This is a genomic window from Azospirillum brasilense, from assembly GCF_005222205.1.
Lineage (GTDB): Bacteria > Pseudomonadota > Alphaproteobacteria > Azospirillales > Azospirillaceae > Azospirillum > Azospirillum brasilense_G.
The window spans coordinates 177,672-199,961 of sequence record NZ_CP032349.1; the positions used below are offsets into that span (position 1 = coordinate 177,672).

27 protein-coding genes and 1 pseudogene are annotated in these 22,290 nt (G+C 66.1%); 15 read left to right on the plus strand and 13 right to left on the minus strand.

The window, feature by feature from the left end:
- Positions 1–63 precede the first annotated feature (63 nt).
- Positions 64–1,296 (plus strand): MFS transporter, encoded by a 1,233-nt coding sequence (locus D3869_RS29975; RefSeq protein WP_137143290.1) that lies wholly within the window; start codon positions 64–66, stop codon positions 1,294–1,296.
- Between the two features lie 169 nt (positions 1,297–1,465).
- A complete protein-coding gene (locus D3869_RS29980; protein WP_137143291.1) occupies positions 1,466–1,672 on the plus strand; it encodes a hypothetical protein in 207 nt (68 codons plus the stop codon).
- 296 nt (positions 1,673–1,968) lie between these two features.
- On the opposite strand, the gene D3869_RS34585 is transcribed toward D3869_RS29980, so the two are convergent.
- The 4 genes from D3869_RS34585 to D3869_RS30000 all read right to left on the minus strand — a co-directional run bounded on the left by D3869_RS34585 (position 1,969) and on the right by D3869_RS30000 (position 5,091).
- Positions 1,969–2,091, minus strand: coding sequence for an IS4/Tn5 family transposase DNA-binding protein (locus tag D3869_RS34585; protein ID WP_137143292.1), 123 nt, complete (start codon positions 2,089–2,091; stop codon positions 1,969–1,971).
- Between the two features lie 232 nt (positions 2,092–2,323).
- Positions 2,324–2,806 (minus strand): hypothetical protein, encoded by a 483-nt coding sequence (locus tag D3869_RS29990; protein ID WP_137143293.1) that lies wholly within the window; start codon positions 2,804–2,806, stop codon positions 2,324–2,326.
- Positions 2,807–2,882: 76 nt separating this feature from the next.
- A complete protein-coding gene (locus tag D3869_RS29995) occupies positions 2,883–3,593 on the minus strand; it encodes an IS6 family transposase (RefSeq protein ID WP_137143288.1) in 711 nt (236 codons plus the stop codon).
- A gap of 109 nt (positions 3,594–3,702) precedes the next feature.
- A complete protein-coding gene (locus tag D3869_RS30000; RefSeq protein WP_137143294.1) occupies positions 3,703–5,091 on the minus strand; it encodes a Fic family protein in 1,389 nt (462 codons plus the stop codon).
- Between the two features lie 402 nt (positions 5,092–5,493).
- Between D3869_RS30000 and D3869_RS30005 the strand changes: the two genes are divergently transcribed.
- Both D3869_RS30005 and D3869_RS30010 read left to right on the plus strand, forming a co-directional pair.
- Positions 5,494–5,898, plus strand: coding sequence for a helix-turn-helix domain-containing protein (locus D3869_RS30005; protein ID WP_432613452.1), 405 nt, complete (start codon positions 5,494–5,496; stop codon positions 5,896–5,898).
- 359 nt (positions 5,899–6,257) lie between these two features.
- Entirely contained in the window at positions 6,258–7,133 is an 876-nt protein-coding gene (locus D3869_RS30010) for an SDR family oxidoreductase (protein ID WP_247896121.1), read from the plus strand.
- A gap of 129 nt (positions 7,134–7,262) precedes the next feature.
- On the opposite strand, the gene D3869_RS30015 is transcribed toward D3869_RS30010, so the two are convergent.
- A complete protein-coding gene (locus tag D3869_RS30015) occupies positions 7,263–7,745 on the minus strand; it encodes a helix-turn-helix domain-containing protein (RefSeq protein ID WP_137143297.1) in 483 nt (160 codons plus the stop codon).
- A 301-nt stretch (positions 7,746–8,046) separates the two neighbouring features.
- On the opposite strand from D3869_RS30015, the gene D3869_RS30020 reads away from it, so the two are divergent.
- Positions 8,047–8,505 carry an Rrf2 family transcriptional regulator gene (locus D3869_RS30020; RefSeq protein WP_094307244.1) on the plus strand — a complete coding sequence of 153 codons (459 nt, stop codon included), beginning with the start codon at positions 8,047–8,049 and terminating at the stop codon, positions 8,503–8,505.
- Entirely contained in the window at positions 8,498–9,205 is a 708-nt protein-coding gene (locus D3869_RS30025) for a class I SAM-dependent methyltransferase (RefSeq protein WP_137143298.1), read from the plus strand. Before D3869_RS30020 ends, D3869_RS30025 begins: the two co-directional genes overlap by 8 nt.
- Here D3869_RS30025 and D3869_RS34260 read toward each other — a convergent pair.
- The 5 genes from D3869_RS34260 to D3869_RS30050 form a co-directional block, all read right to left on the minus strand.
- Positions 9,196–9,438 carry a hypothetical protein gene (locus D3869_RS34260; protein ID WP_247896107.1) on the minus strand — a complete coding sequence of 81 codons (243 nt, stop codon included), beginning with the start codon at positions 9,436–9,438 and terminating at the stop codon, positions 9,196–9,198. The two genes, D3869_RS30025 and D3869_RS34260, sit on opposite strands and share 10 nt — an antisense overlap.
- A gap of 2 nt (positions 9,439–9,440) precedes the next feature.
- Positions 9,441–11,045: an MFS transporter gene (locus D3869_RS30035; protein WP_137143299.1), complete on the minus strand. Its 1,605-nt coding sequence runs from the start codon at positions 11,043–11,045 to the stop codon at positions 9,441–9,443.
- A complete protein-coding gene (locus D3869_RS30040) occupies positions 11,042–12,154 on the minus strand; it encodes an HlyD family secretion protein (protein ID WP_137143300.1) in 1,113 nt (370 codons plus the stop codon). Before D3869_RS30040 ends, D3869_RS30035 begins: the two co-directional genes overlap by 4 nt.
- A gap of 72 nt (positions 12,155–12,226) precedes the next feature.
- Entirely contained in the window at positions 12,227–12,673 is a 447-nt protein-coding gene (locus tag D3869_RS34675) for a carboxymuconolactone decarboxylase family protein (protein ID WP_137143301.1), read from the minus strand.
- Between the two features lie 82 nt (positions 12,674–12,755).
- On the minus strand, positions 12,756–13,508 hold the full coding sequence (locus D3869_RS30050) for an SDR family oxidoreductase (protein ID WP_137143302.1): 753 nt from the start codon (positions 13,506–13,508) through the stop codon (positions 12,756–12,758).
- A gap of 254 nt (positions 13,509–13,762) precedes the next feature.
- Between D3869_RS30050 and D3869_RS30055 the strand changes: the two genes are divergently transcribed.
- Complete coding sequence (locus D3869_RS30055) at positions 13,763–15,373, plus strand: winged helix-turn-helix domain-containing tetratricopeptide repeat protein (protein ID WP_137143636.1); 1,611 nt, start codon at positions 13,763–13,765, stop codon at positions 15,371–15,373.
- 57 nt (positions 15,374–15,430) lie between these two features.
- Positions 15,431–15,925: a hypothetical protein gene (locus D3869_RS30060; RefSeq protein ID WP_137143303.1), complete on the plus strand. Its 495-nt coding sequence runs from the start codon at positions 15,431–15,433 to the stop codon at positions 15,923–15,925.
- A gap of 17 nt (positions 15,926–15,942) precedes the next feature.
- Here D3869_RS30060 and D3869_RS30065 read toward each other — a convergent pair whose 3' ends face one another.
- Complete coding sequence (locus D3869_RS30065) at positions 15,943–16,197, minus strand: hypothetical protein (RefSeq protein WP_137143304.1); 255 nt, start codon at positions 16,195–16,197, stop codon at positions 15,943–15,945.
- 285 nt (positions 16,198–16,482) lie between these two features.
- Here D3869_RS30065 and D3869_RS30070 point away from each other — a divergent pair, with 285 nt between their 5' ends.
- From D3869_RS30070 to D3869_RS30095, 6 genes and pseudogenes are all read left to right on the plus strand, one after another.
- Complete coding sequence (locus tag D3869_RS30070; protein ID WP_137143305.1) at positions 16,483–17,193, plus strand: hypothetical protein; 711 nt, start codon at positions 16,483–16,485, stop codon at positions 17,191–17,193.
- Positions 17,183–17,659 carry a hypothetical protein gene (locus D3869_RS30075; protein WP_137143306.1) on the plus strand — a complete coding sequence of 159 codons (477 nt, stop codon included), beginning with the start codon at positions 17,183–17,185 and terminating at the stop codon, positions 17,657–17,659. The genes D3869_RS30070 and D3869_RS30075 overlap by 11 nt, the downstream gene beginning before the upstream one ends.
- A gap of 229 nt (positions 17,660–17,888) precedes the next feature.
- Positions 17,889–18,227 carry a hypothetical protein gene (locus D3869_RS30080; protein WP_137143307.1) on the plus strand — a complete coding sequence of 113 codons (339 nt, stop codon included), beginning with the start codon at positions 17,889–17,891 and terminating at the stop codon, positions 18,225–18,227.
- Positions 18,215–18,400, plus strand: coding sequence for a hypothetical protein (locus tag D3869_RS30085; RefSeq protein ID WP_137143308.1), 186 nt, complete (start codon positions 18,215–18,217; stop codon positions 18,398–18,400). The genes D3869_RS30080 and D3869_RS30085 overlap by 13 nt, the downstream gene beginning before the upstream one ends.
- 149 nt (positions 18,401–18,549) lie before the next feature.
- A pseudogene (locus D3869_RS30090) lies at positions 18,550–19,023 on the plus strand (lysozyme).
- Positions 19,024–19,408: 385 nt separating this feature from the next.
- Positions 19,409–19,825 (plus strand): hypothetical protein, encoded by a 417-nt coding sequence (locus tag D3869_RS30095; protein ID WP_247896108.1) that lies wholly within the window; start codon positions 19,409–19,411, stop codon positions 19,823–19,825.
- Positions 19,826–20,007: 182 nt separating this feature from the next.
- On the opposite strand, the gene D3869_RS30100 is transcribed toward D3869_RS30095, so the two are convergent.
- Positions 20,008–20,496 (minus strand): response regulator, encoded by a 489-nt coding sequence (locus D3869_RS30100; protein ID WP_137143309.1) that lies wholly within the window; start codon positions 20,494–20,496, stop codon positions 20,008–20,010.
- 473 nt (positions 20,497–20,969) lie between these two features.
- Between D3869_RS30100 and D3869_RS30105 the strand changes: the two genes are divergently transcribed.
- Positions 20,970–21,503 carry a hypothetical protein gene (locus D3869_RS30105; protein ID WP_137143310.1) on the plus strand — a complete coding sequence of 178 codons (534 nt, stop codon included), beginning with the start codon at positions 20,970–20,972 and terminating at the stop codon, positions 21,501–21,503.
- 119 nt (positions 21,504–21,622) lie between these two features.
- On the opposite strand, the gene aac(6') is transcribed toward D3869_RS30105, so the two are convergent.
- Positions 21,623–22,066 carry an aminoglycoside 6'-N-acetyltransferase gene (gene aac(6') / locus D3869_RS30110; RefSeq protein ID WP_137143311.1) on the minus strand — a complete coding sequence of 148 codons (444 nt, stop codon included), beginning with the start codon at positions 22,064–22,066 and terminating at the stop codon, positions 21,623–21,625.
- Positions 22,067–22,290: the final 224 nt, after the last annotated feature.

A 22,290-nucleotide genomic window follows, 5' to 3' on the forward strand; every position in this document is an offset into this window, starting at 1 on the left:
ATCCTTCACCAACAAGACGGCCTTCGTCGGAGGCCGACCGCCAGGCGATATCAGAGAACCGCAATGTCATCACTCGAAGCCGGCCACGACACGCCCGCCGCGCCCGCCTCCCCGCATGCCCACGAGCGTGGCAATGTCCTGCGCCTTGCCGTCGCACAGGCGCTCGCCGGCGCGAACGCGGTGGTCATCTACGCGACGGGCGCCATCGTCGGTAACACGCTGGCGCCCAGCCCGGCATTGGCGACGCTGCCGATCTCCATCTTTGTTGTGGGGATGGCGCTGTGCACGCTGCCGGCCGGCGTCATCGCCCGGCGCCACGGCCGCCGCGCCGCCTTTCTGGCAGGAACGGGATGCGGTGTGCTCGTCGGCCTAATGTCCGCCCTCGGCGTCGTGCTGGGATCCTTCTGGCTGTTCTGCGCGGCGATGATCTTCGGCGGGGCCTACGCGGCCGTGGTGCTCTCCTTCCGCTTCGCCGCCGCCGATTGCGCCCCGATGGAGCGCCGGCCACGCGCCATGTCCGCCGTGATGGCGGGCGGGGTGTTCGCCGGGGTCATCGGTCCGCAGCTCGCCACCCACACGATGAACCTGTGGCCACCTTACCTGTTCGCGGCCACCTATCTGGCGCAGGCGGCCGTGGCAGCCGTATCCGCCCTCGTCCTGGTCGGCGTCCGGCTTCCGATTCCAACGGCGGCGGAGGTCGCCGGCGACCGTCCGCTCGGGGCCATCGCACGGCAGCCCCGCTTCATCACCGCCGTCATCTGCGGGCTGGTGTCCTATCTGCTGATGAACTTCCTCATGACGGCCGCCCCTCTGGCGATGCGGCTGTGCGGCCTGCCGCAGGAGACCGCGAATCTCGGCCTGCAGTGGCACGTGATCGCGATGTATGCTCCGAGCTTCTTCACCGGGCGGCTGATTACCCGATTCGGCGCTCCCCGCATGGCGACCGCCGGACTGGCGCTGATTGCCGCCGCCTCCGCGGTCGGGCTGGCCGGGATGGAGGTGGCGCATTTCTGGGTCAGCCTGATCCTGCTGGGCGTCGGCTGGAACTTCGGCTTCCTGGGTGCGTCGGCCCTCGTGTTGGAGTGCCACCGTCCCGAGGAGAAGACGCGGGTCCAATCGCTGAACGACTTCATCGTGTTCGGGACGATGGCTGTAGGCTCCTTCGCCTCCGGCGGCCTGCTGACAGCCTATGGATGGGACACCGTCCTCTGGGTGTCGTTCGCTCCCCTCGCGGTGGCGTTGGCCGCTCTCGCCGCCACGGCGGCCCTGCGACCCGACCATAATACGGTCGGCTGAAATCGGCACCCGGCTGGCGCGGCAACAGCGGCTCTCTGGACGGCTGCTGTGGCGAGCGCCAGGACAAAGTTACTGGCGGAGTGCTTGTCCTGTTTGCCTGCCTGCTGTTTCGCATCTTGAACACCCCGATCTTGCCACCGATCCGGCTGAAGGCGCATCATCAGTGCCCATGGACAGCGAGGCGAGGGTGTTCAGTGTCAGCCAGGACGAAGCCGCAGTTATCCAGAACGCTTTCCACGAAAGCGGGGAATGGGCAGCGGTGGCGGAACTACGGCGCTACTTTCCCATCCAGGACAACGCCGACGCGCTGAACGCCGTCCGGGCCATTGCCCGCTGGACGCAGCGGCCTCGCGCCCCCTCATCCGCCAATCCGTGATTTGGCTGGAAGCCAACTTATCTGCGAAGCGGCGTATGGATCGCGCCGATTTGCTCGGCATATCGGCTGCACGGATCATAAAGGGGGCACTCCATAGGACGGGCGAGAAACTACCGTAAGGAGACAGAGCCGGAACATGGGGCATGCCGGGATCAATAAGAACTCTTGGAAGCGCTCCAGGAAGCCGCAGAAATTCTTGGTTTCACGGAGCTGAAGTTCGGCTGGATCGATAGTGCCCGGTTTCTGGACTGCTCAGATGCCGGCGAGAAAAGTAAACCATATCAATGGCTTGCTGCTTATCGTATAACGTCGTCCGTCCTATGGAGTGCCCCCTCATTGGCGAAGAACCGGTAAGCCGCCTTGGTGTCGGCCCAGTCCTGACAAGCCAAGGGGATGCTGTCGCCCATCGCCCCGGCCATCTGATCGAGCAGTGTGCTCAGGCGCCGGCCCAGCCGCTCGTCGGCAGGCGGCAGCCGGCGAGTTCATCCTCGATCCAAGCGTTGATTCTCAAGGCCATCGGCACCCCCGAACATCATTCAATGCCAATAAGCTGGAGATCGCCAGGACCCAAGGCGGAACCCGCCGTTACCAACCCCTCGGCCGGATGTGGGTAATTGAAAGAATCACTCGATGCATACAGCAATGCTGCGTTCAGCTGCGGACATCGTCGGCGGTCGTGAGGCGTAGATCAGGTTCCGGCATGGAGGAGTCCGTGCTCATGCCGAGGGGGAGGCCAACGGTTGCGAGCACGCGAAGGCCATCCAAAGGGATGACCGTCATCTGTTGGCGCACGATCAAACTCGGGTCGGCGACGCCGCGATCCGTATAAGAAAAGGAGAGCACATCGCTTTTACCTTCGAGCATAGGCAGAGAATACTGTTCGGCCATTTCACCATTTCGCCCACTAAGCTTCGGCAACATTGAGGAGCCGAGAACCTCAAGCTGATGTGTGACGAACATTCTCTCCAGCGGGCGCGTCAGAGCATGGACGGTCAAGCCTGGCGTATAGAGCGCGGAAAGCTGGTCCGTCGCCCGGACCATCGCCTTGACGCCAAGGAAGGTCGGATGGTTTTCGATGTGGCCGGAGAGCAGGTCGCGTAAAGCCGCCTGCATAAACGGCCCGGGCACATCCAAGCTCTTTTCCCGGTGTTGTCAACTTGACCAGCCAAGGACGCAATGAAGATGAGCAGCCCCGCTTGTGGGGCGTAGGTCAGCTGACCTGAGCAAGGCCAGTCACCTCGCGCCAAGCGGTGAAGGCGCGAGCGCGGGCGGCGCGGTGCTCGGAGGCGGAGATCAGGTGGCGGCGCAGTTGGAAGTGATTGTGGATCGGGCTATGGCTGGAGAGAAATTGCTGGGCCTGCCGGACGGATTTGAACCGCTTCATGTGTCGCTCACGCCGTCGGGTCGGCTGGTGCGAGACCTCGCAGCGATTGTTCAGGTATTGGCTTTGCCGATGTTCACTGGCGAGCCTCATCTCCCTCTTCGCTGCCGCGTAGGATTTCAGCTTGTCCGTGATGACGACCCGCGGCGCATAGCGCAACCTCTTCAGCAGTTTGCGGAAGAAGCGCTTGGCTGCCTTCGTGTTGCGCCGGCTCTGTACCAGGATGTCCAGCACCACCCCGTTCTGGTCAATGGCGCGCCACAGGTAGTGCTGCTTGCCGCGGATGCGGATGAACACCTCATCCAACAACCATTTGTCGCCCGGCTGGGGTCGACGGCGCTTGAGCGTGGTGGCGAACTCCCGGCCGAAGCGCAAACCCCACTCCCGGATGGTCTCGTAACTGACCTCGATGCCCCGCGCCGCCAGGATCAATTCGACTTCCCGCAGGCTCAAGCTGAAGCAGTGGTACAGCCACACCGCTTCGCTGATGATCTCGGCCGGAAAGCGGAAACCGCGATAGGGATTGGACGCCGTGCTCATGCTCGCCAGCCTGCCACGCCGGAGAGGCCCACGCCAACCTGACAACGCCATCGTAGGCCTCCGGGGTGCATAGATGAAAATTCCCCACGCCACGGCGGCACAGGGCGATCTATCTCTCCCGCGCTGAGGAGCGTGCCGAGCTCCGCGGCGCCTGCCGTCCAGCCCCTTCTCCCACCAGCAGCTCGATTCCCGTCCGCAAGGCCGGGAGGGCCGTGGCCCGCGAGGGGTCGCCCTCCCACTGGCCGGCGAGCGCTTCCGACACGGTCAGGCGCAGCCGGATCTCATCGGGACTCATCGCCCGAACCAGCGCCTTCGCCTTCCGGCGGCCTTCCTCCGTCGGTTCGGCGAAAAACGGCTGGAGCGTCGCCGGTGCGATGTCGGCTGGGGCCAAGAGGCCGGCGAGGCGATAGGAGCTGTTCTTGCTTCCGCCCGGGTTGGCGGCCAGAAGCCCTTTGGCCAGGAGGTCGGCAATGTCGCGCTGCGCCGTCGGCAAGCTGCAGCCCGTCAGCTTCGCCCATTTCGGCGATGTTATGAAGCCTTTCCATTCCGGGTCCAGCATGCGAACGAGCACAGCCTCCTGACGCGGCGTGACGCCGGATTGGCGCGCCTGGTCCAGCATCTTCGTGCGGCGGAGCACGCCGCCGATCGCCACCTCGGCGTCGCGGGCCGAGCGGTCGTAAGCGTCGACGAACCACGCCAACCAGCCGGTCACATCACCGTTGCCCTTTTGGGTCTCCTCCAGCCGGTCCCAATACCCCTCCCGATCCCCCGCGATGGCCTGCGACAGGCTCAGCAGCCGCTGCGGCATCGCCTCGTCCTGGGCAAGAGCCCGGTCGGCGATGGCGCGCCCGATCCGGCCATTGCCATCCTCGAAGGGGTGGATGGTCAGGAACCACAGCTGCGCCAGGCCGGCCCGCAACACCGGGTCGAGCGCCGCGTGTTCGCCCGGGTCGTTGAACCAGGTCAGGAAGCGGGCCATCTCCGCCGGCACGGCGTCCGCCGGGGGCGCCTCGTAATGCACGACGGGGTTATGGGCCGGTCCGGACACCACCTGCATCGGCTCCGGCCCCGGGCGCCATTGCCCGACCGGTATCCGCCTCATCTCCGACCAACCGGTCGGAAACAGGGCCGCATGCCAGCCGAAAAGGGTTTCGTCCGTCAGGGGCCGGCTCGGGTCCCGTGTGGCGTCCAGCAGCATCGCGACGGCCCCATCCGCCTGGCGGTCGCTCGATCCTCCGGGGCCGGCTTCGAGGCCGAGGCGTCGCCGGGCGGACGCGCGGACGCTGTCGCGGGCCAGCGTCTCGCCTTCGATGCGCGACGACTGGATCGCGTCCTCGGTCACCGCGTCGGACTGGACGAGCAGCCGGTCCTGTTCTCCCAAGGGGTAGAGCAGCCCAGAGAGGGCTCCATGCCGACGCGCCGCGGCCGCAAGCGGTTGGATCAGGCGGGCGGCGTCCCATCGGAAGCTCGGCCAGTCGTCGCGTTGCCAGATGTACATCCGCTTCCCCGATGAGGCGAATGAGGCAACGTTCGCCTCATTTCGTGATGCGAATATCGGCTCATTCGCCTCACGGCGCAAGGGTGACCACTTTAGCTAGGACCAGAAATCTCATTGTTTGGGCGTGATCACAACCTCCAGCGACCTGACGGCACCAGTGCTAAGACCTGAGACAAATGGCGAATCTGGCAGCTTAGCCAAGCTTTTGAAGGCTTCCGATCCACTGCCGGATTCCGTGATGTTGACGGTGATCGTGCCAGCAGAGGGCACGGAGGTGAAGGTCACGTCCCTGAGCGTGGTGTAATACCAAGTCCTGCGGATTACGACTCATGCAATGATTACAATGCCGCCGCCCTGCGTCGGCTTGCCCGTTCCTCTCACGACCCCGGCCAGGTCCGCCGACTGCTTGCCCTGGCGACGATCTACGACGGAGAGCCGCGTTCTGCCGCGGCGCAGATCGGCGGGGTCGGCTTGCAGACGGTGCGCGACTGGGTGCTGCGCTTCAATGATGCGCGACCGGAGGGCCTGGTGACCAGCAAGGCGCCGGGGCCGCAGCCGCGTTTGGCCGAGCACCACCGGGCGGCCCTGCGCCACGTCGTCGAGGATGGGTCGATGCCGGCGGTGTATGGGGTGGTGCGTTGGCGGATTGCCGACCTGCTGCACTGGCTCTGGGATGAGTTCCACCTCTCGGTCTCCAAGCAGACGCTGAGCCGGGAACTGCGCGCTCTGGGTTTCCGCAAGCTGTCGGCCCGCCCCCGCCGAGGCGTTCACAAACGTATGGCCCGCCCCGTCGGCAAGTGGTTTTGATCCAGCGCTGAAAGTCTGCCCCAACGTATCCGGCCTCGGAGCAAGGCTCCCGGCCCAGATGGAGATCCGCGGACAATTCGGTTCCTTCAGCCGGATCCCACCCTGCATCCGATGGTGGAACGCGCCGCCTGGAGGCCCCCCCTGCCCTGGCGCCTTTCGAAGACGCAACCAATTCCGCCAGCTTCTGTTCTCCCGGCACGACGCCATCAGAATGGCTCACAGACACGGTCTGGAGCAACGCATGGTCCCGCCGACGGATGGTTGGTGGAATCGGCAGTGGCATGGCTGCAACAACGGTCGAACCGGCCTTTGCGCAGCAGAATCGGCAGCACACTCCCAGCCAACGCAGCGAGCCAACGATGCAGGATCCGCGCTCCAAGTACCCGAAGCCCCCCTTCCGAGCCCAGACCCAGCCATGGCCCGGCCTGGCGCGGGACATGGACCCAAAGCCGGACCATGGCGAGGCCAGCTACCGCGGCTCGGGCCGGCTCGCCGGACGCAAGGCGTTGATCACGGGCGGCGATTCCGGCATCGGCCGGGCGGCGGCGATCGCCTACGCGCGCGAAGGGGCGGATGTCGCGATCAACTATTTCCCCTCAGAGGAGCCGGATGCCCGCGAGGTCATCGAACTGATCACGGAAGCCGGCCGGAAGGGCATTGCCATCCCCGGCGACCTGCGCGACGAAGCCTTCTGCCAGCGGTTGGTGGCCGAAGCGGTGCAGGGGCTCGGCGGGCTCGACATCGTCGTCTGCAACGCCGCGCGGCAACAGGCCAAGCGCTCGATCCTTGACGTCACGACCGAGGACTTCGATGCGACGATGAAGACCAACATCTACGCGCCCTTCTGGATCATCAAGGCCGCCCTGCCCCATCTCCAGCCGGGATCCTGCATCATCGGCACGACCTCCGAACAGGCGTATGATCCGTCCCCGGATCTCTACGACTACGCCCAGACCAAGGCGGCCACCATGAACTACGTCAAGTCGCTGGCCAAGCAGCTCGGCCCGAAGGGGATCCGGGTCAACGGCGTGGCGCCGGGGCCGGTTTGGACCCCGCTGCAGATCAGCGGCGGCGCTTCGGAACCGAAATACGAGAAATTCGGCAGCACCACCGTCTTCGGCAGGCCCGGGCAGCCGGTCGAGCTTGCCTCCATCTATGTCCAACTCGCCGATGCCGACGCGAGCTTCGCCACCGGAAACGTGTACGGTTCGAGCGGCGGCCAGGGGCAGCCCTGATACGTTGTCTCGCAAACCGGCTCCGCAGCCGCCTCCTTGCCGCTCTTGCCGTTGGTCTCCGGCGGGAGTGCGGCACGGCGGCGGGCTCACGAACGGACAGGCCCGCCAGTGGTGCCGGGCGCGGTGTGCTCAGGCGCGCAGCGACAGCGCCGCCCAACGGGCCGGTGTCAGCCCGTAGGTTCGCTTGAACAGCCGCGACATATGGCTCTGGTTGGCGAATCCGGCCTCCACCGCTGCTTCGGCCAATGGCATGCCGTCCCGGATCATCCGGCGCACCCGATCCAGCCGCCGCATGGTGCGGAACGCGCTGGGGCTGGTGCCGAACGCCGCGCGGAATTGGCGCGCCAACGTCCACCGGTCCAGACACGACACGCGCTCCAGCGACTCGGCGCTGTGCGGTGTGAAGGGGTCGGCGGCGATCAGGTCGCGCACGTGCAGCAGGGACGGCAACCGGAGCGGCGTGCAGTGGTCGGTGCCGCCGGACAGCCGGACGAGCTTGTCGGACAGGGCGGCGACCAACTCCACCTGTTCGATGTCGGAAAGCGGGTCCTCCAACCGCCACAGGGCGGCGGGCAGAACGCTACGGAAAATGCGCCCTTTCGCAACAGCCACGTTGCGCCTTCGTACTGGCCGCGCTCGGTCAACTGGTCATCGGCTGACAGCAAGTCCAGGCGGTACAGCACACATCACGTCTGCCCCGACCCGCCGTGCATCGACCGCCCGACCAGATGCGCCCAGGGTTGGCCCCGGTAGTAGCTTATCAACGCCCGAACCATTGCCGGCGACAGCATGAGCAGCGCCGGCGCACCGTTCGCATCAGAATCAGCATCGTGTCATGCAGGACGGGGTGCACGACGGAAACTCCAGTCAACTCCGCTTGACGCGCGCCTTATCATGTAACAAGATGTGATACATGAGCCGCGATACTCGTTTATCTGGTGTTCTCCATGTGCTGCTGCACATGGCCGAGCACGAGGGGCCGGTCACGTCCGAGGTGTTGGCGCGGGCGATGCAAACCAACGCCGTTGTCATTCGCCGGACCATGGCAGGACTGAAGAAGCAGGGCTATGTCCGATCGGAGAAGGGGCATGGCGGCGGCTGGAGTCTGGCGTGCGACCTGAACACCGTGACCCTGGGTGATGTCTACGAGGCCCTGGGCCGCCCGCCGCTGTTCGCGATCGGCAATCGGAGCGAGGCGCCACAGTGCTTGGTGGAGCAGGCGGTCAACGCTGCACTGGACCAAGCCCTCCGCCAAGCTCAGGAGCTTCTTCTCGCCTCCTTCCATGGTGTGACGCTGGCGGCACTCAGCGCCGACTTCCACCGGCGCCTTGAGTGCCACCCGTTCAAACAGACCGGAACCGACCATGCCTGACGACAGCGCGAATGGCGCGAACCACTTCCTGAAGACCTTCTCCGATCCGGACGCGGTTGCCCGCTACACCGAGGGGCCGAAGCGTTTCGTTCCCGGGTTGGACGGGTTGCACCGGATGACCGGCGTGCTCCTGGCGGAAAAAGCGCCGCGCATTGCGCGTGTGCTTGTGCTGGGGGCCGGCGGCGGACTCGAACTCAAGGCCCTGGCCGACGCTCATCCCCACTGGCGCTTCGTCGGCGTCGATCCGGCTGCGGAGATGCTGCGGCTGGCGGAGCGCACGCTTGGGCCGCACATGGGCAGGGTCGAGCTTGTCGAAGGGTATATCGACGACGCTCCCGAAGGGCCGTTCGATGCGGCGACCTGCCTGCTGACGCTGCACTTCCTGGCGCCGCCGGAACGCGAGAGGACGGTTCGCCAAATCCATCGGCGGCTCGTCCCCGGTGCGCCGTTCGTCGCCGCGCACGGCAGCTTCCCGCAACGGCCGGCCGAACGCGGTCTCTGGCTGGATCGCTACGCCGCCTATGCCGTTGCTTCGGGGGCTGATCCCGAACAGGCAAACGCTGCTCGCAGCGCCGTGGAGGCGAGTGTGCAGATGTTGAGCCCCGAGGAAGACGAAGCAGTTCTGCGAAAGGGTGGCTTTACCGATGCCCAACTCTTCTACTCGGCGTTCACATGGCGCGGTTGGGTCGCTCACGCATGAAGCGTGTGGCGTAGTTGGGCGCTGAACAATGTGCAAAGTCTTTGATGAGCCGACATAGGGCCGCGAACCGCCTCGATCGCGGCGACGTCGATTTTGGTCATGCCCATCACCATCTGGAACGCATGCTTCGCTTCTGCTCCTGGCGCTTGGCCGACCTCGAAAGCGGTCGGCCAAGCTGCCAACCACTGCGTCGACAAGCGGCGATCGGCATTGAAAAGCAGTTGATGGCGCATTTCTATGATGCGCCTCGTGAAATACGCCGAGAGCGCGCCATCTTGCGGCGAGAGAGGCCGATCTTGATGCCGACCAGCACGGGAGCGGCGATCACGAAGAGCAGGGCGACGGCGGTGAACGCCGTGTCGAAGGCGATCACCGTGGACTGACCCGTCACGGTCCGGCCCAGAAGGCTCGTCGCGACCCGGCTTGCGGCCGCCGCCTCCAGCCCCTTCGCCGTCAGCGTGGCTGCGGTGGTCATCAGCCGCTCGATGGGCATGAGGCCTCCCGCGGCGACGTTGGCGCCGAGGACCGCGGCGTTGGCGGGGATGTCATGGTCGATCAGGGTCTGGAGCGCCGCGACTCCCATCAGGCCGCCAAGCTGGCGACCGGTGTTGAAGAGGCCGATTCCGGCCGCCAGACTCCGGCGATCGAGGGTGCCGAAAGCGATCAGTGTGATCGACAGGAACAGCAAGCCGAGGCCCAGACCGCGCAGCAGGATCGCCGCCATCATGTCGTCAGCACCACTCTCGGCGGTCGAGCCGGACAGCATCCACATGGCGCCCGTGATGGTCAGGATGCCGAAGGGCACCGTGGCGAACGGAGGGACGCGGCGCACCTGAATCAGAAAGGCGGCCATCAGGAGCGAGCCGATGAAAAGCGCGCCGCTCGGCAACAGCAGCAGGCCGGCCTCGGTGGGCGTGAAGGCGAGGACGGACAGGGCGAACGACGGAATCAGGAACGCGCTTCCGAACAGGGCGGCGCCGGCGACGAAGCTGACAATGAAGGCGAAGGAAAAGGCGTCCGACTCGAACGGGGAGACGTCGAGCAGGCCCTGGCCCTTCATCAACGCCTGTTGGCCGAGAAAGACCAGCAGGGCGGCTGCGCCGGTCACGGCCAGCCACAGGATGCGGGGCTCCTCGAGCCAGTCCCACCGGCTGCCCTGGCTGAGGACGCCGGTGACGCAGAAGAGTGTGACGGCGATCAGGGCAAAACCGACGCCGTCAAAAGGACGGGGAGCGGTCTTGGCGGGCATCGGTCCATCGGCGATCAGCAGAGGTCCCGCGGCCGCCAGGGCCAGCGGAACGACGCTGAAAAAGATCCAGGTCCAGGATTGGCTGTCGAGCAGCGCCCCCTGAAAGGCCGGGGCGATGGTCGCGGGAGCGACGACGGCCCCCATGGCGAACAGGGCCTGCAGGGCCGGCTGACGGGATCGGGGACAGGCGAGGAAAAGCATAGCCTGTCCCCCGACAAGCAGGGTGCCGCCGGCGAAGCCCTGGACGGTGCGAAGGGCGACCAGCAGGTCCAGCCGATCGGTCACAGCGGCCATGCCGCACGCCATGCCCATGACCAGGGTCGAGCCGACGACCACGCCGCGCGGAGGGTTGCGGGTCATCAGCCAGGGGGCGGCCATGAAGCCGATAAGCTTGAGCGTGGTGTAGCCAATGTCCAGCCAGGCGAACTCGTCGGGGGTCGCGTGGGTGTCGCCCATGATGTCGCCGCGCCCGAGCGACAGGACGGTGCCGGCGACCGCCTCCGTCAGTGTGGCGAGCAGGATGCCGGCAACGAGGAAAATTTCGGCCGCGGCCCTGTCGCGGCTCGGCGTGGCGGTGGGGGCGGTGGTCATTGGTCGCCTCCCTCGGTGATCTCGACACGCGCCGACAGGCCGGGCACGAGACGGCCGGGCAACGGGTTGCCGACAAGCCGAATCTTCACCGGCACGCGCTGGACGACGCGAACGAAGTTCCCCGTCGCGTTGTCCGCGGGCAGCAGGCTGAAGGCGGACCCGCTGCCGGGCGCAAGGCTGTCGACCACGCCGTCGAACGTCCCGTCCGGATAGCCGTCGACGGTGACGCGGGCGCGCTGGCCGGGCCGGATGTGTTCGAGCTGGGTTTCCTTGTAGTTCGCCACCACCCACACATCGTCGACCGGAACGATGTCGAGCAGGGAGGCGCCCGGCGCGACGAGGCGGCCGACGCGGACCTGGCGGTTGCCGACGGCGCCGCCGACCGGCGCGCGCACCACGGTGCTCTCGAGATCGATCTGGGCGAGGTCGCGCGCGGCCTGAGCCTGCGCCAGGGCGGCAACGGCCGCGTCGCGTTGCGCGGCAAGGATGGCGATGCGTTGCTGCTGGGCCTCGACCGTCGCCGAGGCGGCCGACAGGCCCGCCTCCGCTTTCAAGCGCGCCGCCTCGCTTTCATCGAGGTGGGATTGGCTGACGGCGTTGCCGCGGATCAGTTCACGGCGGCGGTCGTAGGCCCTGGCCGCGAGAGTCATCTCGGCCATGGCCGACCGTCTTTGGGCTTCGGCCTGCCGGATCAGGACGTGTTGAAGACGGGTTTCCGCATCGACGTTCGTAAGCCGGGCCTGGGCCGCCTCGACATTGGCCACCGCTTGAGCCAGCCGCGCGCGGTAATCACGGTCGTCGATCCGGAACAGGACATTGCCGGCTCCGACGGTCTGGTTGTCCTCGACCTCGACGGCCGTGACGTAGCCGGCGACCTTCGGGGCGAGCGAGGTCACGTTGCCGCGGACATAGGCGTTGTCGGTCGCCGTCCCGCCGTTTGAACGGGCCCAGTTCCACCCACCCGCCGCGACCATGACGGCGCCGAGGCACAGCAGCACGCCGACCGTCCTTCTTTTGCTGGGGCGCTCCGCGGCGGCACCGACCGCGGAGCGTTCGCCTGTGACGTTTGTGCCGGCGACGACGGCCCCCCTGTCCTCGAGCGTGTCCATTCCCTCGTTCCCTGTTGGGGGTGTCCCGAAGTCACAGCTAATCGCCACGCCACCGCTCCCATCCGCATCGGCTCAGGCCTTGGCGGCCACCGGGAGACGGAAGGGGGCACCCAGCCGGTTGAAGGCGTTCATCGCCGCGATGGCGATGGTGAGATCGACCAGATCCTTCGGCTCGAACGCCGACGATGCCGCCGCATAGGCGGCGTCGGACGCGTGGGTTTCGCTGACGCGGGTCACCTCTTCGGCCCAGGCCAGGGCCGCGCGCTCCGTGTCGGAGAACAGGTGCGGGACCTCCTCCCACACCGGCACCAGCGTGACCTTGTCGATCGACATGGTCTTCCGGAGGTCGCGGCTGTGCAGATCGATGCAGTGAGCGCAGCCGTTGATCTGCGAGACCCTGAGGAACACGAGGTGGATGAGTTCCTCGGGCAGGTTGGTGCGCTTCGTGACGTAATGATGGACGCCGAAGAGAGCCTTTGCGCCGTCGGGCGCGACCTCGTACCAAGCCAAGCGTGCCATGTCCCTTGCCTTTCCTATCAAGAATTGATTGCGGTTCCCACAGCGCCGGCCCATGGCCGCCGCTGGGTGTCTTCGACGCCCCTCAGCGCGCGGTTTGCCGGCCGAGCCAGTCCTCGAACCGGGTGGTGCCGAGGCGGGGGTTCCGGCCGGGGGTCAGCGATTGATCGTTGAGGACGTCGCCGAAGTAGCGCGCGTGGATGTCCGGCACGACCTTGCGCGTGTCCTTCGTCGCCTGCAGGAGGCGCCGAACCAGCTCGTCGAGCGGGATCGCCTCCGGACCGGCGACTTCGAGCGTGCCGTTGACCGGCGACGCGAGCGCGACCTCCGCGAGGGCCGCCACCACGTCGTCGGAGGCGATCGGTTGGATCAGCGCCGGCGACAGGCGGATCTCCCCGCCGACCGTGGCCGCCTGCGCGATCCCGCCGACGAATTCGAAGAACTGCGTGGCGCGCAGGATGGTGTGGGGAATGCCCGACGCCTTGATGAGGCTTTCCTGGGCGACCTTCGCCCGGAAGTACCCGTTGTCGGGAAGCCGTTCGCTGCCGACGATCGAGAGGGCGACGTGGTGACGGACACCGGCGGCCGCTTCGGCGGCGAGCAGGTTGCAGCCCGAGGTCTCGAAGAAGTCGAGGACGGCCTTGTCCTCCCAGACCGGCGCGTTGGTCACGTCGACGACGACGGCGGCTCCGTCCATCGCCTGGGCCAAGCCCTCGCGGGTGATGGTGTTCACGCCCGTTTTTGGGGAGGCTGCGAGCGCATCGTGGCCGCGCTCGCGGAGGGTCTGCACCAGCTTCGATCCGATGAGGCCGGTGCCTCCGATGACGACGATCTTCATGTGGGCTCTCCGCTTCTCGACGGAAACCAGCGCCGTCGATGGAAGGGAGAGTGCCCGCGCGCGCCGGGGAAGTCCTTGCGGCGGGCTTGAATTGCCCTCCAAGGACGCTTGGATTTCCGTCCAAGGAAGCCATACGGCGCATCTCGACGCGAACGGTGCAGCCGTCCATGCGCCGCCGTGCTATCAAGGGCGCATCGTTCGCCCGCTGCCCCGGACAGGGAGGCGATGGCGCTCGGTCCAGGGAGGTGCGGGCCTTGCCGTTCCGTTTCGGAGAGTGTGTGCTCGATCAGGAGCGCCGGGAACTGACCCTGCGCGGACAGGTCGTGGGCGTTGGCCCGCAGGTCTTCGACCTGCTGCTGCATCTCGTCCGCAACCACGACCGCGTCGTCAGCAAGGATGATTTGCTGGAGGCGGTGTGGAACGGACGGATCGTCTCGGAATCGACAATCACCAGCCACATCAACGCGGTTCGCAAGGCCATCGGCGACAGCGGCGGGGAGCAGCGTCTGGTCCGCACGGTCCCCCGCAAGGGGTTCCGCTTCGTTGGCGCGATAGACGTCAGGGGGGCCGAGGTCGGCGCGATCGGGGAGACACCGCAGCCCGGCGGGTCAGGCATCGCCAGCCGTTCCTCCAGCGAAGGCCGGGAGACGCCGTCCGGGCCGGTCCTGCCGGGCAAGCCCTCGATCACCGTGCTGCCATTCCAGAACCTGAGCGGCGACCCGGAGCAGGACTATTTCGCCGACGGCGTGGTGGAGGACATCATCGCCGCCCTGTCGCGCATCCGCTGGCTGTTCGTCATCGCGCGCAACTCGAGCTTTGCCTTCAAGGGCCGGGCGGTGGATGTGACGGACATCGGCCGCGAACTGGGCGTCCGCTACGTGCTCGAAGGCAGCGTCCGCAAGGCCGGGACCAGGGTGCGCATCACAGGGCAGCTCATCGACGCGACGAGCGGGACGCATCTCTGGGCCGAGCGCTTCGAAGGCATGCTCGACGACCTTTTCGAGCTGCAGGACCGGATCGCCGAAAGCGTCGTCGGCGCGATCGCGCCGCAGCTCGAGCGGGCGGAGATCGAGCGCGCCAAGCGCAAGCCGACGGAAAGCCTGGACGCCTACGATTACTATCTCCGCGGCATGGCGAAACTGCACAGCGGAACCCGCGAGGCGATCGACGCGGCGCTGCCCCTGTTCCACAAGGCGACGGACCTCGACCCGGAATTCGCATCGGCCTATGGCGGGGCGGCTTGGTGCCATCTCTGGCGCAAGGTGAACGGTTGGATGACCGACCGCCCCCGGGAGATCGCCGAAGGGGTGCGGCTGGCGCGGCTGGCGGTGGAGTTCGGCCGAGACGACGCCGTCGCGCTGACGCGAGCCGGACACGCGCTTGGTCACTTCGTCGGCGATCTCGATGGCGGCATCGCGCTCATCGACCGGGCCGTGCTGCTCAACCCCAATTTCGCCCCCGCCTGGTTCCTCGGCGGCTACCTGCGCGCCTTTCGCGGTGAAACGGAAAGCGCGAGCGAGCATTTCGCCCATGCCGCCCGCCTGAGCCCGCTGGACCCGGAGATGTTCCGGATGCAGGCGGGGACGGCGCTCGCGCATTTCTTCGCCGGGCGCTACGATTGCGCGGTGGCCTGGGCGGACAAGGCGTTGGGGAACCTGCCCAGCCTCCTGGTCGCCATCGCCCTAACGGCGGCGAGTCACGGGCTTGCCGGGCGGACGGAGGACGCGCGGGAGACGATGCGGCAATTGCGTGCGCTCGACCCGTCCTTGCGCGTCTCCACTCTCAGGGAGTGGCTGCCGATCCACCGTCCCGAGGATCTCACGCGGTTTGCGGAGGGGCTGAGACTGGCCGGGTTGCCCGAGTGAACGCAGCCCTTGTTTGAAGCGCGCCGATGAGCGGCGCTCGACATCGAGAAGCAACCAATGGCGCATTTCTATGATGCGCCTTGTGCAGTAGGCCGAGAGCGCGCCCTTTCGCGACACCCGCGACCGCTGCCGCCGGGCAGCAGCTCGCATCTTTTCCCGGACCTTCCCCAGCTCCGCCATCGGCCAGTTGGCCACGGCGCCTTCGTCGGCACCTTCCCTGAAGGAATCGACCATGTCCGCCGCGAACCGGATCGCGTCCATCTCAGCCTTGGTCAACGACAGCGAAGCCATGTCCGCGCCCTTTCGCAACAGCGTTGTCGGTCAGTAGAACTCTTCCAGCCACTCGGCATGGACCCACGCAAGATCACGGTCACCTGTGTCCGCTACGTCGTCACGCAATGGTTCATGAGCCACATGCATAACGCGAAGCCGCTGCACGCGACCGCGATCATCCGTAATGTTAATTCGATCCCCTGGAGACGGGAGTTGGATGAAACGGAATCTCCCCCACAGTTTACGGTCTCCATCACGGTAAACTATCAAAGGCACTGAAATCATATCTCGCCCTTTCACGACACCGGTTCGACGTATGCGCACACCGAATGAATCGGCTCACCGGTGTGCGTTGAGGGCGACCAGCCGGGCACGATCCAGTGCGCCACTTCCACCACCTTGAAAGAGGTGGTGCCGTGCTTTTCCCGGAAGGCTTCGCCGTCGGCTGCGATCCAGAGGTATTCCCCGACGCGCGGCGCCTCTCGCATCCACACGCTTGCGATCTCTTCGTCGCTTTGGCTGTGCACTTTGACTTCGATCATCTCGCGCACTTTTACGTCGGAGACGGAACCAACAATGCTGGCGTGCTGATGCCCTACTCTTTGCAGGGGCTCGGCTGGGTGGCCGTGTGGTTCGTGCGTCGTGGTTCGACCTTGGAAGCCTGGATGAATGGCACGCTAGTGGCCACCGTTTCCGCAGGCTCTGTCGGGTCCCTTGCCAACACCGCGGCCACTCTGACGCTCGGAAACGTGAGAACTCTGGGCGCCAACGCAAACTCGTCTCTTGCCATGTTCCGGGTGACTGGGACCGCCCCAACCCCGGCGTAAATTCGTCGGATGTACGCGGACGAGGCACCGCTGTTCCAGGCCGGCGCGAAGGAGCTGCTGGGCGGGACGAGCAACGCCGTGTCGGCCCTAAGCCAAGACCCGCTCACTGGCCGGTTGGCTGTCGGCACCGGTGATGGTGTGTCGATCTTCCAGGGCCTGCGACGGGTGTCCTATCTGGACGAGGTGGCTTTGGCCGCAACCACCAGCGATACCGTGCGGTCGGTCGCCTTGCGCGGCGGCGTGCTGGCCATCGGCACCGCGGCTGAGGTCGGTGTGGTGCTGGACGCCATCGGCGGCAAGGAGGCTATCGCAGTAGGCGGCCCCCGCCCGGTCGGTGGCGGCTTCGTCGCTCGCGGTGTGACCACCGACGCCACGCCGCTCGATCTGGCGCCGCGGGTGCCGGTGGGTGAACGTGAAACGGTGTTGGTCGAGGCGCGCATAGTCGGGCGTGTCGTCGGCGCCGCTGACACGGAGCGGCTGGGCTACGTCCGCAAGGCCACGGTCTACCGGGACGCGGGCGGCAACGTGACGATACAGGGCAGCGTCCAGACGATAGGCACGGACACCGAGGCGACCAGCACCGCCGACGCGACGTTGCAGATCGACACGACGGCCCAGACCGTGGCCGCCCGCGTGACCGGGGTGGCCGGCAAGCGGATCGCCTGGACCGCCGCCATTACCATCACCCTTATGAGCGAGGAGAACGCCTATGCTGCGTAGCGCGGGCATGCAGCCTGACCGGTACCGGCACGACCGGTACCTGCGGCAGTGGACCATATTCGACGGGCACCCCCGGTGCCTGCTGGATGCTATGGACACGGCCAAGGCGACCGAAGAGGAAGTCGTGGCGGTGGAGGAGCTAAACCGCGAACTGGCGGAGCGTCTGGCGGCGGTGGAGACGTTCGAAGCCGCGCAAGCCCTGCTCACGCAGGTGTCTGCGCAGGGCGCCCCGCCGCCGGAAACGATCCCGTCATTCGGGGCCAACGGCCAACCGGCAACAGCACCGAATCCCGAATGGGAGGCGTGGCACGCCGCCCTTGCGGTGGGGCGTGACGCCTCCGACCTGACCCGCGCTTATGCTCTCGTCCGTGCTGGCAAGCCGCCGGAGCCCGCGCCGGGTGGCGCCGTCTCGGCGGAATGGACGGCTTACCAGCAGGCGGTCGCCACCATTGAGGCGGCGGGCTGATCGCCCGCGACAAGACTCCCAACCCGTTCACCACCCGGCGCCCGCGAGGCGCCTTTTTCATGCCCGCGCCTCGGCGCCGGCCGCAGGAGGTCCCACGCCCGATCCATCGTCCGCCGCAGACGGCGGTGTACAGAACAATGCCCTCAGCTATCTCGGAACGGGCGCCCTCGGGGCGGCGGTTCTTTGGCGGGCGCTGGTCTACTTCGGCCGTCACGACCGCGCCGCCAAGATGGAGGCGGAGCTGCGCGACGATCTCCGCCTGCGTCTCGACAAGGCAATGACCGACATCGCCTCGATGGCCCATGAGCGGAACCAGGCCGTGATGGTGAAGCTGCAGCTCGAAACCGAACTGCGGCTTTCCAACGAGCATCTGGCATCGGCCCGGTCGGAACGGGATGACGCCCGAACCGCGCTGATGCGGGTCCAACAAGAGGTGGAAAACCTGATGGCGACGAACCAGCGGCTTGTCGAGGAGGCCGCGGTCGCTGAGGCTGAAGCTCGCGGCGCGCCGGCCGGCACAAAGCCCACAGCGCGGCAGGTGCCCGGAGAGCAGCCATGGAAACGCTGAGCGAGCCGGACCAGTTCGACGCCCAGCAGGTCGCCACGCAGGCTCTGTCCGATTGCGAGGGCAGCAAGGACGGCGCCCTCCTGCTGCTGGCGCACCTGCTCATCAACGCGCGCCTGGGCATGTCCCCCGGCTTCCTGCGGCTCGGGCCGCCGGGGTGGCGGTCTGCCGGCTGAACCTCTCCCCTGTCGAACCTCGGCGCGCCGGCAAAAAGAATGGCGGCCACAGAGAGCCGCCAAGGTTCAGCTAATTCTGCCGTGGAAAGCAGATGGCGCAACGCTAAACGGCGCCATTCTTTAAAACAATTCCAATGAGGAAGTAACTCATGACCACCACGCCCGCCGGCGCGGCGACCCCGCGCGAGATCCACGACGACGCCCTGGCCCTCGTCCGCCACTTCGAGGTCCTGTAACTCAAGGCCTACCTGTGCCCCGCGGGTGTTCCCACCATCGGCTACGGCCACACCGCCGGGGTCCGGATGGGCCAGACCATCACCTCCCTCCAGGCTGAGGTCTACCTGCGTGCCGACATGGCCGAGGCCGCCCGGGACGTCGACCGGCTCGTGAAGGTGCCGCTGACCGATCGGCAGCGCGGCGCCCTGGCCTCCTTCGTGTTCAACCTGGGGGCCGGCGCCCTGCAGACCTCGACGTTGCTGCGCCTGCTGAACCAGAGCGACCACAAAGGCGCCGCCGGCCAGTTCGGGCGCTGGGTATACGCCACGGTGAACGGGGAGAAGGTGGAGCTGGAGGGGCTGAAGAAGCGCCGGGCGGCGGAGAGAGCGATATTCGAGGCGGGCTGATTTGGGCACGGCTATCGCGTTGGGGGTGGCGTGTCAGCAGGCCGGTGGCTCTACAAGCAATAGTGCTCATCGGCACGGCGCGTGATAAAAAATTGAGCCTACCTCGTGCGAGATGAGAATGAGAACGCCTAAAGCCTTAACAGAATCCCGAAACGTCTTTTGTGGACTACTGGCGCTACTATCCGTTGCGGCCCTGACTGCGCCGGCTGCTGCGGAACCGGCCTACGGCTTCGCACCAGGGAACACACTGCCGATCTTCACATTCCACGGCGAGGACGGTGTGCGTCGCTCAACGGCGGAGTTTCGTGGCAAGTGGTTCCTTTTCAAGCGGGGAGCCGAATGGTGCATGCCGTGCATCGGAGAGCGGCCTTCGGTCGAGAGCTTCATGAAGGCCCACCCGGATGTGCCTGTCGTAATGATCGTTTCCCCGCGTCCCAGCGAGACCGACCTGGAAGGGGCATTCCAGCGTGACCTGAACTATCAGCGGCGAAAGGGGCTGCGTACGGATTACATCGCCGTGTCTGACAGCCGCGACCCAGCACCCCGCGACCTTCCATCGCCGAAGTCCGTCACCGACCTTCCGTTGACCATCGTCGTCGATCCTCAGGGCGTTATCGCCGCGCTGTGGACCAGCACGTACCAATACCAACGCCACTTCATGAGGCATGGGATCGTCGGCAAGGCTGAACCAGAGTTCCGTGACTACGTCGAGGCTTTGCTTTCGTGTAAGGGAGCTAAAGGGGTGGCTGCGACCTCCTCAGCGCTGGAGATTGCGAAGTCGTTCGACGCTTCCTGCTCATGACGTAAGGACGCCTCGGCGACCAGCCCAGCATCGCCGATCAGCACCGTAGACCCAGCCCGCCCGAACTTCCGCGGCGGGCTTTTCCTTTTCCGCAGCCCCCATGGCCGAACTCCTCAACCCGAAACCGGCCCGCCCACCGGCTCGGGCGATGGGGCAATGCCGCTGGGATCGACGGAAAGCGCTCATCGGAAAGGAGCAGCCAACCCCTGGAAGCAACTGGCTGGCGACTGGTTCAGGCTGGCCCAGAACGCGCTCAAACTACGGATCGCCTCAGATAAAGCTTCGGAATCCATGGGCTTAACAACGAACGCGTTCGCGCCCAGCTCGTAGCTGAGTATGATGTCGTTGTGCTCGCATGACGCCGTGAACATGACGATAGGGACGTGCCGGATGGCCGGGTTGCTCTTCACCCGTTCCAGCACTTCCAGCCCATCGATCTTCGGAAGATGGAGCTCGAGCAGGACGACTGCGGGAAGCTGGGTTGGCCATCCGGTTTCCGGATCGCGAAGAGACAGCAACCGCAGCGCTTCTTCACCATCGCGGGCGACAATAATACCGTTGGAAAGTTTGCATTTCTTCAGCGCCGCCAGCGTCAGTTCCAGGTCCCGTAGGTTGTCCTCGACCACCAGGATGGGCTTTAGGGCACTTGTCGTCACTCGCGTCTCCCGCATCAGTTAGTTTGTCGTTGAACACCGCGGGCGCGAAATTATTCACTCACTACCCAAATGTGACGATTGGTGCTCCTTCGATGCTGTCCAGGGAATTTAGGCGGAGGCGGGGCGGTACAGGTTCAGGCCTTCATTGGCTATCAGTTGCCGAACTGGTGAGGGTGACAGCAACCCGCACGCTCTCGCCGAATATTCCAGCGGGCGAGTTGGTTTGAGGGCGTGACCGCCGGGTAGGGACGTCACCCCCTACGTTCGGTCGCCCCACCCGAAGATGGGCCGACGCCGGCCCGTATTGTCCGGTCCACACAACGGTCACTGTCCGCGACGTGTGCGTGCTGAGCCGAGGCTCCCCCGCCACCCAACGTCCGAAACGTCTTCGCAGACTGCCCAAAGCCTACAGCACCGAGGTTTCACCCACCAGCCGCCCGGCCCTCGCCGAGGCGGCATTTTTCATGCTCGAAGGAGGGGCACCCATCATGCTGCCACTGCTCATCCCCATCATCTCCGCCCTGGCACCGGTGCTGCTGCCGGAGGTCGCCAAGGCTGCGGGCGGCACCGGCGAGACCGCCCAGAAGGTCGGCGAAGCCGCGGTGTCCGTCGTCTCCGCCGTCACCGGCGTGCCGACCGAGACCCCGGCGGACGCTGAGCGCGCCGTCGCCGCAGTGCAGACCGATCCGGCGAAGCTGGCCGAGCTGTACCGCCAGCAGAGCGATCAGGTCGTGGCGCTGCTCCGGCTGGACAATGAGGACCGGGCCGACGCCCGCGCCCAGACGGTCCAGCTTGCCCAAGCCGGAAGCCGCATCTCCTGGGGAGCGCCGGTCGTCTCGACCATCGTCCTGGTGACGTTCGGCATCGTGCTTTACCGGGTGCTGAGTCAGCCGGCCGGCGCGATCGACCAGAACGCCACGCTGATGCTCGGCGCCCTGACCACCATGGCATCGGCGGTGGTGTCCTACTGGGTCGGCTCCAGCGCCGGCAGCGCGGCGAAGGACAAGCTGCTGCGGAAGTGAGGGACTCGACGTGACCATTCCTCACCTCTCCGACCTTGCCTGGGCCGCCGGGTTCATCCTGGTTGCCCTCTGGCCCTGGCTGTCCGGGCACTGCCGCTTTTCCGGAAGCATCACCTTCGTCACAGTGGCTTGCGGAAAAAAACGACGCGTTCCGTCTCTTCAAAGCCGAGCGCGGCGTGCATGCGTTGGGACACGTCATTTCCGATGTCCGCGTCGGAGGCGAACTCCGAACAGCCCTTCTCCTTTCCCCAACTTTCAACGGCCTGGATGAGCCGGCGGGCGATGCCGCGTTTCCGCTGTTCCGCCCGCACGTAGATCCCTTCCAGGAACGCGACAGGTGAGGTCTCGCATCCATTCACATAGTCCCGACGCAACGAGGCCTCTGCAAAGCCCACAGCTACCCCATCCTGGTCCCAAACGATGAAAGCGACCGCTCGATCCGGAACACTGAGGTCATCGGCGGCTTCGGTGCGGTGGGTCTCGATCGGCGCCTCCGGCCAGAGTTCCCACCGCAGCGCGACCAAATCATCAAGCGTTTCGTGCGTGCATCGCTCGATGCGCATCCGGCACTCCCATCCTCTGCCCATCATCAGGTCGGGTGATTTGCGAAGCGATGATACGGCCTTCAAGGCGTACAATGTCTATTGGGGTTTACTACACGAAAGTGCGCAAATTGTTCGGGATGTGAGAACGCTGCATGAACTTAAACTCTGCCGCGCTCCAACGCTCTTTTCTGCGCCCTTTCGCGACAGCACCAGGGCGGGTGAGCCCGCCCCTTTCCGACGCA